Here is a 10,781-nt window from a genome sequence, read left to right as displayed (position 1 = left end):
GGAGCCGAGGACTGAGCGGATGCCGGACCCGGCCCCTAACGCTTCTCCGGCAGCAGGGTGTAGTCGGGGAAGTTACCGAAGAGCCGCTCGCCAGGGGGGCCCTGGGTCACGGCATGCACCAAGTAGGTGCCTCCCACGAAGCAACCCTGCCAGGACTGGCCGATGCCTCCAAAGGTCTCCTCCCGGTCTCTGCGGGAGCGCACGGCGTTGATGCCCACCTTGAAGGCGCGCAACTCGGAGGCGATGCGCCGGGCCGTCCCGGGCTCATCGCAGGCGATGGAGGCCACGAGCGCACCGTTGGAGACGTTCATCTCCGTGATGAGCTCCTCCTCCGTGTCCACGACCACGATGGAGTCCACCGTCCAGACAGGCTCGGAAGCAGACACTAGTTCTGAGTTAGAGTTGCTGGCCGGTGAAGGCCCGATAGGTACTTAGGTGGTGGAGACAGGATTTGAACCTGTCTCCCCCGCCCTGCTCAGCGCCCCTTGTAGGCGGGCTTGCGCTTCTCGGCGAAGGCCTTGAGGCCCTCCAGCCGGTCCTCCGTGGCGAGCACCTTCTCGTACTGGCGCAGCTCCAGCGCGAGTGCCTCGTCCAGCTCCAGCGACAGGCCCTCGTCGATGGCGTGCTTGGCCGTGGCCACCGCGATCGGCGCGTTCTCCACGATGCTCTCCGCCATCGCGTACGCCGTGTCCAGCAGGTGCCCCTCCGGCGCCAGCCGGTTCACCAGCCCGATGCTGAAGGCCTCCGCCGCGTTCACGCGCCTTCCGGTCAGGATCAGATCCTTCGCCCTCCCCGGCCCCACCAGCCGCGTCAACCGCTGCGTCCCTCCACCCCCGGGGATGATGCCCAGCTTCACCTCCGTCAGCCCCAGCTCCGCCGCCGGCGCCGCTACCCGCAGGTCGCACGACAACGCCAGCTCCGTCCCTCCCCCGAACGCCGCCCCGTTCACCGCCGCGATGAACACGCAGTCGCTCTTCTCGATGGCCCGGAACGTGCGCCGCAGCCCCTCCAGGAAGGCGCGCACCTCGGGCTCGCTCATCGTCGAGCGCTCCTTCAGATCCGCCCCCGCGCAGAACGCCTTGTCCCCCGCCCCCGTAATCACCACCGCCCGCGTGTCGTGACCGCGCGACACCCGCGTCACCATCTCCTCCAGCTCCTTCAGCATCGCCCGGCTGATGGCGTTGCGCCGCCCCTCTCCGTCGATGGTCCAGATCTCGATGGGTCCTCGCGCGTCGATCTTGAATTCCGCCATATACCCTCCCTTACCGGCCCCTACACCGGGCCACCATTCGAGCCCCCAGCCTGCGGCGACTCCTCGGGCCTGACAAGGCGGAAACGATTACTCTTGAGCGCGATGTGCACCGCCTCGAAACGCTCCCTCGCCCGTCTGCTCCCCTGGCTCCTCCCAGGCCTCGCCCTGCTCGTTCCCCTCGCGGCCCTCGCGCGCGGTGGGGGGGGTGAGCACTACAGCTCCCCCTCCTCCGATGACGACGGAGGGGGCGGCGGCATCCCGTTCTGGCTGATTTTCGAGCTCCTCGAGCTGCTGATCCGGCTCACCATCCGGTACCCCTACGTGATGCTGCCGTTGATCGGCGTCTGCGTGGCCGGCTGGTTCTTCTACCGGCGCAACGTCCACCCCACGGGCGCCACGCAGCGGGCCTTCCAGCAGCGCGAGGCCGAGCAGCGCACCACCGTCTCCACCCGGGACGTCCAGGGCTGGGTCAACGCGCTGCGTCTCAAGGATCCCCAGTTCGACCCCCAGGTCCTGCTCGACAAGACGCGCAAGCTCTTCCTGGAGCTGCAGGACGCCTGGTTCAAGCGGGACATGTCCCCCGTGCGGCCGTTCCTGTCGGACGCCACGTACCAGCGCTTCGACGTCCAGCTCCAGCTCATGGCCGCCCAGGGGGTGCGCGACGCCATCACCGACATCCACGTGCTGGACGTGCAGCTCATCGGGCTGGACCAGAGCCAGTGGTTCGACACGGTGCACCTGCGCGTGCGCGCCCGGATGCGGGACGCCGACGTGGCCGCCTCCGCCTCAGAGGCCGAGGCCCTCGCCGCCGCGAAGCGCGCCCCGCTGGAGGCCTTCACCGAGGTCTGGTCCTTCGTGCGCAAGCCCGGAGTCCAGACGCGCGTCGGTGAGGATCTCTTCCAGGGCAAGTGCCCCAACTGCGGCGCTCCGTACAAGGGCGGTGCCGCCAACCGTTGCGAGTACTGCGGCGCCATCGTGAACTCCGGTAACTACGACTGGACGCTCTCGGAGATCACCCAGGGCATCGAGCACGTGCGCCACCACGCCCAGGTGGACAACCTCCGCGAGGCCCGCGAGGCCGACCCGGCCCTCAACCTGGAGATCCTCGAGGACCGCACCTCCCTGCTGTTCTGGAAGTGGATCGACGCGCAGAGCCGGGGCACCACGCAGGCGCTGCACAAGGTGGCCAGCGCCGACGCCATCGGCCGGCTGGACGAGGAGCTGGGCTCGCTCGCCAGGCAGGGCCGGCGCAAGGTGTTCCTCGAGTGCGCCGTGGGCGGGGTCATCACCCGGGGCTTCGAGGTGGACCCCCAGGGCTTCGACAAGGCGCATGTGGAGGTGCGCTGGAGCGCCCGCATGGGCGTGGGTCCCGTCAACGAGCGTCCTCCCGCCCTGCCGACGGTCCCGCAGCGCTGGGTCTTCACGCTGCTGCGCAAGCACGGCGCTCGCACCAACACGGACAACGGCATGTCCACCAACCGGTGCCCTCAGTGCAACGCACCCCTCACCGACTCGGCCGCCATCACCTGCGACTACTGCGGCACCGGGCTCGGCAGCGGCGAGCGGGACTGGGTGCTCGCCTCCGCGGATCCGTTCGAGTCCTGGGATGCCCGTGAGCAGCGGCGCTTCGCCAGGGTCACCGCCCGGAGGACCGCCCAGCGAGGGCAGCCCATCGAGGTTCCGGGGCTCGCGCAGGGGCCGGTGGATGACGTCATCGCCGATCCCCAGGAGCGCCAGCGCCTGCTCTACATGATGGCCGCGCTCGCGTCGGCCGACGGCACCGTGGACTCCGCCGAGCGCAAGCTGCTCGAGCTGTGCGCGCGCCGCTGGAGCGTCCCCTGGAGCAACGTGGAGATGGCCCTCAACACCGGCCCGCAGCTCTTCACCCGGCTCGTCCAGCGCGGCACGCCCGAGGCCGAGGTCTTCCTGCGCAACCTCGTGGAGATGGCGCTCGTGGATGGGCGGATCGACCGCAAGGAGCGGCGCATGCTGGAGTTCGCCGCCGGCCACCTCGGTCTCGTGGACAAGCTGCCGGAGATGCTGGGCGGGCGATGAGCCTCGGCTGAGGTGCCACCATCGGCCGGGCAGCCTGGTTGCCCGGGTTCCACGCTGCCTCCCGGTGCTCTCCGCCGGGGTCATCCATTTTCACCACCGGTCCGTATCGAGAGTGGAAACCACCCACTCCGTGAGGACCGACCATGCTGAAACCGAACCCGCTGGCCACCATCACCGTCCTGATGGCGGCCATCCTGGCAGTCCCGTCCGGTGCCTTTGCCGCCAGCCACCGCGAGGCCCCCATCACCGCCCTGGACCACAAGGCGGACATCACCGACTTCTTCGCCTTCGTCAGCTACGACAAGCCAGACAAGGTCACGTTCATCCTGAGCGTGGATCCGCTGTTGGAGCCCGCGAACGGGCCCAACTACTTCCCGTTCGATCCCAACGTCCTCTACGCCATCAAGATCGACAACAACCACGACGCCGTCGAGGACGTCTGGTTCGAGTTCCGCTTCACCACGGAGATCCGCGCGCCCAACGTCTTCACGGGCTTCGTGGGAGCGGGCACGGGAATCCCCGCGCCGGGCAACTCGCCCCCGCCGGTCGCACCCGGTACACCCATCGTGCCGCCGGCCATCACCGCGCTGGACGGGCCCGGCTCGGAGGGGCTCAACCTGCGCCAGCGGTACACGGTGACCCTGGCGCGCCGCGGCCCTGGCAACTCCGTGAAGCGCACCCGCCTGGGCGGACACATGCCCCTGTTCGCGCTGCCGAGCAACGTCGGGCCGCGCACCATGCCCAACTACCCCTCCCTGTTCAAACAGGCGCTCTACCAGGTCGGTCATGACGTCCGCGTCTTCGCCGGCACCGTGGAGGATCCTTTCTGGATCGACCTGGGCGCGGCCTTCGATTCCCTGAACTTCCGCACCACCGGTTTCAATGTGCCCGGAGTGCTGTCGGACGCCCAGGACGCCGACGACACCCGCAACTTCGCCACGGATGCCGTCTCCGGCTTCAACGTGAACGCCATCGCCATCGAGGTCCCCGTCTCCCTGCTGACCAGCGACGGCAAGAAGCACGCGGCCTCCGACCCCAAGGCCACGATCGGCTCCTGGGGGACCACCTCACGCCAGCGAGTCTTCGTCCGCAGGCAGCCCACCACGGCACGGGAAGCCCAGGCGGACGATGCCTGGCGGCAGGTGCAGCGCATGGGCAATGCGCTCATCAACGAGCTCCTCGTGGGCACGGGCTCCAAGGACCGCTTCAGCATGGACCAGCCCCGGAATGACTCGCGGTTCGCGCCCTTCTTCCTCGATCCCCTGCTGGCGCGCGTGTTGAACGCCGTCTATGGGATCGACATCCCCGCCCCACCCCGTAACGATCTGCTGCCGCTGGTCACCTACGCGCCGCCCATCGCCGCCGCGGGCACCCCGGCCGGCCCGGTCGCCGATCTGCTCCGCCTGAACACGGGTGTCCCTCCCACGCCCGTGGGCAAGCAGAAGCGCCTCGGTCTGCTCGCGGGCGATCCCGCCGGCTTCCCCAACGGACGCCGCCTGGGCGACGACGTCACCGACATCTCCGCGCGCGTGGTGGCGGGCGTACTGAATCCCAGTTTCAACAAGGCCCCCAACAACCGCATCGGCGACGGCGTGAACGTCAACGACGCCCCCTACAAGAACACCTTCCCGTACCTCGGCCTCGCCTGGGACGGCCGCAACCGCCGCCACCTCGACCCGGGTGAAGTGGGAGGCGGTCCCGTCAACTAGTCAGCCAGACCGTGGGCGCGCTCACCGTGCGCCACGGTCCTTCTTCCCAGGAGATTCCCATGAAAGCGATTTGGAGTCTGACGGGGGTCCTGCTGTTCGCGTCGGTTGCCCTCGGCCAGGCAGACGTGAAGCCCACACCCGCGGAGGCGCGGATCACCCAGGCGCGCGGCGCCATCGAGAAGCACCCCGACTACTACCAGGCCTACAATGACCTCGCGCTGGCCCTGGCTCGCCGCGCGCGAGAGACGGGCGAGCCCTCTCATTATGATCAGGCAGAGGAGGCCCTGAAGAGCTCCTTCCGTCTCCAGCCCGACAACTTCGAGGGCCGCAAGGTCCAGTGCTGGTTGCTGTTGGGCAAGCATGAGTTCGAGAAGGCCCGCGAGCTCGCCCGCGAGCTCAACCGCCGTGCGCCCGACGATGTGCTCGTGTATGGCTTCCTCGCGGATGCCAACACCGAGCTCGGCGACTATCCGGAGGCGGAAGCCGCCGCGCAGTGGATGCTCGACCTTCGTCCGGGCAACATCCCCGGGCTGACGCGAGCCGCCTATCTGCGTGAGCTCCACGGTGATGTCGAGGGCGCGCTGGAGCTGATGCGCATGGCCCATGACCAGACCGACCCGGGTGAGCTCGAGGACCGCGCCTGGCTCCTGACCCAGATCGGTCACCTGCACCTCGTCAGTGGCAGGCAACGGGAGGCCGAGTCCGCACTGACCGAGGCCTTGCATCTGTTCCCCCGGTATCACTACGCGCTCGGGGCTCTCGGCACGCTACGCATGGAGCAGAAGCGCTGGGCGGAAGCCGTCGAGTTGCTCGAGACGCGCTACGCCGTCGCGCCCCACCCGGAGAACCTCTATCCGCTGGCGGAAGCGCTGGAGCGCGCTGGCCGCTCCCGCGAAGCACGAAAGGCCTTCCGCACCTTCGAACGGCAAGCCGTGCGCGAGAGCAAGGGCAACGACAACGCCAACCGCGAGTTGATCTTCTATTACATCGAACATGCCAACGAGCCCGTCCGGGCACTGCGCCTGGCGGAACGCGAGTCCGCTCGCCGTCAGGACGTCTACACCCTCGACGCGTACGCATGGGCGCTCCAGGCCAACGGCCGTTACCGCGAGGCGCAATCGCAAATCGAGCGGGTGTTGAAGGCCGGTGCCCGCCATCCCCTCTTCCAATCGCACGCCAGCGCGATCGCCGCCGGGCTCGCCCAGAGGGCGTCCAGATGAAACGGGTTCCTGGCGGGCTGGTGGGAGGACTCCTCCTTCTTCCTCCGTGGGCGGACGTGAGCCACCTGCCCATGCTCGGCCACGTCGCCGAGGTGCACCTGGAGGCGGGCTCGCGGGGCATGGGGAGGTGCCCGCCCGAGGCCGTCGTCACCCTGACGACGTTGGGGGACCCCCTGGTCCCCCGGCCCGAGGCCTACCTGCTGTCTTCGCACGGGCCGGCCGGTGGCACTCTCTCGATGACACTCTCGCCGTTGCGATCCTGCCCGGGCGGATATCAGGTGTCGATGTTCGACCTGGATTTGAGCTACGAGACGAACAGGGAGGGCTCGGGCACTGCCCTCCAGGTGGGAGTCCTCAAGGTAGGCTTCTCCTTCTGAGGCTCAAGCGACGTCAAGGCGAGCTCTGGGTCGCCACCCTCCCACGCTCGCCCGACTCTCCGAGCAGTTCGCGGATGACGTGGAGCAGCTGGCCGGGATCGATGGGCTTGACCAGGTGCACGTCGAACCCCGCCGCGTGCGCGCGACGGCGGTCGGAGTCCTGGCCATAACCGGTGATGGCCACCAGCTTGATGTCCCCCAGGGGGGGCTCCTGGCGGAGCCTCGAGGCGAGCTCGTAGCCATCCATCACCGGCAGGCCGACGTCCAACAGCGCGAGGTGCGGCCGGAACGCGCGGGCCGCCTCGAGCCCCGCGGGTCCGTCATGGGCCACCCTCATGACGTAGCCTTTCGCCTCCAGGAGCTCGGTGAGCAGCTCGGCCGCGTCGCGGTTGTCGTCCACGACGAGGAGCCGCACCGCGTGATCCTCGCCACGGGCGGACATCTCGGGTGAGCCGCTCCAGATCGCGTCGCAGGCGGAGACGTCCGGCGCGGCGAGCGGCAGGCGGACCACGAACTCGCTGCCACGGCCCAGCCCCTCGCTGTGCACCAAGACGGTCCCCCCATGGAGCTCGACCAGGCTGCGGACGATCGCCAGGCCCAGGCCGAGTCCCCCCTGGGAGCGATCGATCGACCGATCCTCCTGGACGAACATGTCGAAGACCCTCGGGAGCATCTCGGGCGCGATGCCCGCGCCGTTGTCCCGGACCCGGAACACCGCCTGCTCCCCTTCCGCGGCCGCGGTGACGACGATGCGTCCCCCGGGGTCGGTGTACTTCGCGGCGTTGTTGAGGAGGTTCGCCAGCACCTGGGCGAGCCGGGCAGGATCTCCATCGACGAAGAGCGGCTCGCCCGTGGCGGGCAACACCAGGTGGTGCGCCCGCTGCTCCAGCAGGGGGCTCGCCATCTCCACGGCCTTGGCCAGCACGGTCAGCAGATCGACGCGCCCGCGCTTCAATTGGATCTTGCCGCGCGTGATGCGCGAGACATCCAGCAGGTCATCCACCAGCCGGATGAGGTGCTCGACCTGCCGCCCGATGATCGTCCGCTCACGATCGAAGTCCCCGCCCTCCTTCATCCGCATCAGGTGAAGGGCCGTGACCATCGGCGAGAGCGGATTGCGGAGCTCGTGTCCGAGCATCGCGAGGAACTCGTCCTTGCGGCGGTCCGCCTCACGTGCCTCCTGGTAGAGGCGCACGTTGTCGAGCGCCACTCCGGCACGCAGGCCCAGCTCCGCGACGAGCTCCAGGGACTCGGTGTCGTACCGCCCCACCGCCTCGGACCCCACGACGATGGCACCGAGGGTCCGGCCCCTCGCCATGACTGGCGCGATGACCGAGTTGTTCGTGACGCACGTGCGCTGCTCGTTCCGCGTCGAGGAGAGCAACGAGAGGCCCAGCTCCCGCGCGCTCTCGACCTTCGCCGGGTCGCGGTGGACGACCACCGTCCGCGTCTCGTCGCCGCCGGAAGCCGTGCGCTCCGTCACCTGCAGCACGATCCAGTCGGCGAAGCGCGGCACCAACAGGTGCGCGACCCGGGAGAAGGTCTCCCCCAGATCCAACGAGCAGGCGAAGAGCGCGCTCGCCTCCGAGAGGAGATCCGCCCGCTGCTGCCTCGCTTCCGCCATGAGCCGGGCATGCCGCTCGGCCTCGAGGAGCCGGGCGCGATCACACGCCTGCGCCGCCTGCTGGGAGATGGCCAGGATGAACGCGCGCTCGTCCTCCGCGAACCGCCGCGCCGCGGGGAAGTTGAAGCCCATCCCGCCGAGGCACCGATCGCCAATCACCAGGGGAACGGAGGCGAAGACATCGGTATTGGGGGGCGGCCGGGGTGGCCCGTGCTCCTCCGTGAGGGAGGAGCCGTCACCCCAGGCGGAGAAGACGCCCCGCCGCTGGCGGAAGGCCTCCGCGATCGGCAGGGGGGAGTCCATCGGAATGCGGAGGTAGTTGCGCAGCAGCGTCTCGGGGTAGCCCACCGCCTTGACCAGGCACAGCTCGGTCCCGGTCTCGTCGACCAGGTACATGCTCCCCGCGTGCGCTCCCATGGCGGCCAGTCCCTGGGAGAGGATCACCTCCGCGACCTGAAGGCAGGTGTGCGTGCGGGAGAGTCCATCCGAGACGGCGTGGAGCTTGGAAAGCGCGGAGTTCATCCGCTCGAGGCGGCCCCGCTCCTCGGCGAGCCTGCGCTGCGCGAAGGCCTCCCGGCTGGACTGCACCGCGAGCGCGACCTGGTTGGCGATCGCCCGGAGCAGGTGCCGCTCGTGCGGGGTGGGGAAGTTCTCACGCCACGAGCCGACGATGACCATGCCGGGCTCACCCAGGGGCGGCACCTCGACGACGCGGACGGCGGTCCGGCCGAGGGGGTTCGGCCGGGACAGCTCGAAGGCCGCCGGCGAGTCCGGGCTCGTCCCTCGGCTCGCGGCCAGGAGCGCCTCGCGGTCCAGGTCCAGGGGGAAGCGCTGCTCGAGCTCCCCCTCCAGCCCCTGGATGCGCAGCAGGGCCACGTCGAGACGCAGCTGGGAGACCAGGAGGTCGATGACACTCTGGGCGATCTCCTCCGGTCTCATGCCCTGCCAGGCGGAAGACAGCTCGAGGAGCTCGAACAGATCGTTGACCTGCCGGCGGAGTGCGAGCGCACCCTGCTCGGCGAGATCCGGAAGACGAAAGGTCCGCTCGCGAGTCAAATGCGCGGCCTTCCTGCCTCAGGAGCGCTCGTTCTTCGGGGCGCGGCCCAGGAACACCTCGGGCGGGACATAGAATGGGTTCTCCTGGAGCACGCCCGAGACGATGGCGTACGGGTGGGTTCGCAGCACTTCGATGACGGTCGAGCCATTGAAACGGTTGAGGTCGTAGACGCAGATCGCGGGCTGCTCCAACCGGTTGAGCAGGTGGTTGACGCGCGCCTCGTACTCCAGGACCTGCTCCAGTCCCGGCCGCTCATCGATCGCCCACTCCATGTGCCCCATCATGCGAATGCGGGAGAAGCCCTCGGCGCGGCTCGTCATCACCAGCTCCTCGAGGAGCGCCATCATCGTTTCCGAGTCGAAGCGGCCGTTCTTGAGGTAGGCCTCGTTCCACCCCAGCACCTCGAGCTGCCCCGTCCGCGTGCAGTCGTCGGTGGGGATGCCCATCTGCTCGAGGTACTTCAGGTGCTCCTGTCTCCGGCAGGGATCGCAGATGTGGACCGTCTTCTCGCCCGCGTCGATCCCCTCTTTGATGTACGAGCGGAGCACCTCGTACTCTTCCTCGGGAGACCGGAAGAACGCGGCGATGTGAAAGTGGTGGAGCTTCCTTCCCGCGACGGTCACTTCCCTCATGGCGGACCTCCTACCAGCACAGCTTCAAAATACCCTGTTGCTGGAAGGCTTGGACCACGCGGGATGGAGGCCGTCCGGTAGAGGACAGCCCCAGTGTCAGATTGAAATACGAGCGGCGGGCCGGTACTCGTGGATCCACACGCGCTCGAAGCCCCAGGTGAAGAGCATCCGGTAGCTGGATAGGACGGGGAAGTCCTCGGACTCGATGGGCCGTGTCACCGTGATGATGCGGGTGCCGGGGCGGCAGTCACGGAAGCGCTCGACGAGCCGGGCCTTCGTCTCGGGGGTGAGCGCCAGCCAGTTGGTGAAGACGTGCGTGGCGTCACCCAGGTCCGCGCGCGTGGCGTCCCCCTCGACGAGGGTGATGCCCGCGGGCTGGAGCCACTTCGCCACGCTCGTCACGTGGTCGGCGAGGAGCTCCACGCCGCGCACCTCGGCCCCCAGCCACCGGGCCGCGATGAGCACCCTCCCCCGGCCCGCCCCGAGGTCCACCAGCCGGCAGCCCGGGCCGACTCCGGCGCGCCGGAAGGCCAGGAGCGCGGTCACCAGCGGTGTTTCACCGTAGATGAGCTCGCGGAACCGCTGGCCCGTGGCCTTCAGGGCCCGGACCACCTCGAAGGTGCGCCGGGCGCGATAGGGAGAGTGGAGGCGCTCGGCGAGCCAGATGCCGAAGTAGGGCCGCAGCAACCGCGGACGGAAGAGCAGCAACAGCACGTCCGTGAGCCGGGTGATGAAGCCGAGGAGCAGCGCCCAGAGCTGGATGACGAGCCGCTGGAAGAACGGGAGCTCGAAGTCCTCCAGATCATCGTGGGTCATGGGCACAGCATGGGCCAGCGGCCCGGCGACGGGAAGCCG

Annotated in this window: 9 protein-coding genes; 4 read left to right on the top strand and 5 right to left on the bottom strand. The window is 69.0% G+C overall.

Annotation, left to right across the window (positions count from 1 at the left end):
* Nucleotides 1–35: 35 nt before the first annotated feature.
* Nucleotides 36–359 (bottom strand): aldehyde dehydrogenase family protein, encoded by a 324-nt coding sequence (locus tag NR810_RS07845; protein ID WP_257449675.1) that lies wholly within the window; start codon nucleotides 357–359, stop codon nucleotides 36–38.
* A gap of 116 nt (nucleotides 360–475) precedes the next feature.
* A complete protein-coding gene (locus NR810_RS07840) occupies nucleotides 476–1,252 on the bottom strand; it encodes an enoyl-CoA hydratase-related protein (protein WP_257449673.1) in 777 nt (258 codons plus the stop codon).
* Between the two features lie 102 nt (nucleotides 1,253–1,354).
* Between NR810_RS07840 and NR810_RS07835 the strand changes: the two genes are divergently transcribed.
* The 4 genes from NR810_RS07835 (at nucleotide 1,355) to NR810_RS07820 (ending at nucleotide 6,613) form a co-directional block, all read left to right on the top strand.
* Entirely contained in the window at nucleotides 1,355–3,307 is a 1,953-nt protein-coding gene (locus NR810_RS07835) for a TIM44-like domain-containing protein (RefSeq protein WP_257450686.1), read from the top strand.
* Between the two features lie 143 nt (nucleotides 3,308–3,450).
* Nucleotides 3,451–5,016, top strand: coding sequence for a DUF4331 domain-containing protein (locus tag NR810_RS07830; RefSeq protein ID WP_257449671.1), 1,566 nt, complete (start codon nucleotides 3,451–3,453; stop codon nucleotides 5,014–5,016).
* Between the two features lie 59 nt (nucleotides 5,017–5,075).
* On the top strand, nucleotides 5,076–6,236 hold the full coding sequence (locus tag NR810_RS07825) for a tetratricopeptide repeat protein (RefSeq protein ID WP_257449670.1): 1,161 nt from the start codon (nucleotides 5,076–5,078) through the stop codon (nucleotides 6,234–6,236).
* On the top strand, nucleotides 6,233–6,613 hold the full coding sequence (locus NR810_RS07820) for a hypothetical protein (RefSeq protein ID WP_257449668.1): 381 nt from the start codon (nucleotides 6,233–6,235) through the stop codon (nucleotides 6,611–6,613). The genes NR810_RS07825 and NR810_RS07820 overlap by 4 nt, the downstream gene beginning before the upstream one ends.
* 13 nt (nucleotides 6,614–6,626) lie before the next feature.
* On the opposite strand, the gene NR810_RS07815 is transcribed toward NR810_RS07820, so the two are convergent.
* From NR810_RS07815 to NR810_RS07805, 3 genes are all read right to left on the bottom strand, one after another.
* A complete protein-coding gene (locus tag NR810_RS07815) occupies nucleotides 6,627–9,293 on the bottom strand; it encodes a hybrid sensor histidine kinase/response regulator (protein ID WP_257449666.1) in 2,667 nt (888 codons plus the stop codon).
* 18 nt (nucleotides 9,294–9,311) lie between these two features.
* On the bottom strand, nucleotides 9,312–9,926 hold the full coding sequence (locus tag NR810_RS07810; RefSeq protein WP_257449664.1) for an MEDS domain-containing protein: 615 nt from the start codon (nucleotides 9,924–9,926) through the stop codon (nucleotides 9,312–9,314).
* A gap of 96 nt (nucleotides 9,927–10,022) precedes the next feature.
* The gene (locus tag NR810_RS07805; protein WP_257449663.1) at nucleotides 10,023–10,742 is read right to left on the bottom strand and encodes a class I SAM-dependent methyltransferase; all 720 of its coding nucleotides are present in this window, start codon (nucleotides 10,740–10,742) and stop codon (nucleotides 10,023–10,025) included.
* Nucleotides 10,743–10,781: the final 39 nt, after the last annotated feature.

Origin of the sequence: Archangium lipolyticum, assembly GCF_024623785.1 — a bacterium.
In the GTDB taxonomy this organism is placed as follows: Bacteria; Myxococcota; Myxococcia; order Myxococcales; family Myxococcaceae; genus Archangium; species Archangium lipolyticum.
Note: the sequence above shows the minus strand (reverse complement) of the source record. Positions and strands in the feature narration are given on the sequence as shown.

What these genes read in the sequence shown, in the direction of transcription:
- NR810_RS07840 (WP_257449673.1), bottom strand. Translation starts at nt 1,252, where the DNA reads ATGGCGGAATTCAAGATCGACGCGCGAGGACCCATCGAGATCTGGACC.
- NR810_RS07835 (WP_257450686.1), top strand. Translation starts at nt 1,355, where the DNA reads ATGTGCACCGCCTCGAAACGCTCCCTCGCCCGTCTGCTCCCCTGGCTC.
- NR810_RS07830 (WP_257449671.1), top strand. Translation starts at nt 3,451, where the DNA reads ATGCTGAAACCGAACCCGCTGGCCACCATCACCGTCCTGATGGCGGCC.
- NR810_RS07825 (WP_257449670.1), top strand. Translation starts at nt 5,076, where the DNA reads ATGAAAGCGATTTGGAGTCTGACGGGGGTCCTGCTGTTCGCGTCGGTT.
- NR810_RS07820 (WP_257449668.1), top strand. Translation starts at nt 6,233, where the DNA reads ATGAAACGGGTTCCTGGCGGGCTGGTGGGAGGACTCCTCCTTCTTCCT.
- NR810_RS07810 (WP_257449664.1), bottom strand. Translation starts at nt 9,926, where the DNA reads ATGAGGGAAGTGACCGTCGCGGGAAGGAAGCTCCACCACTTTCACATC.
- NR810_RS07805 (WP_257449663.1), bottom strand. Translation starts at nt 10,742, where the DNA reads ATGACCCACGATGATCTGGAGGACTTCGAGCTCCCGTTCTTCCAGCGG.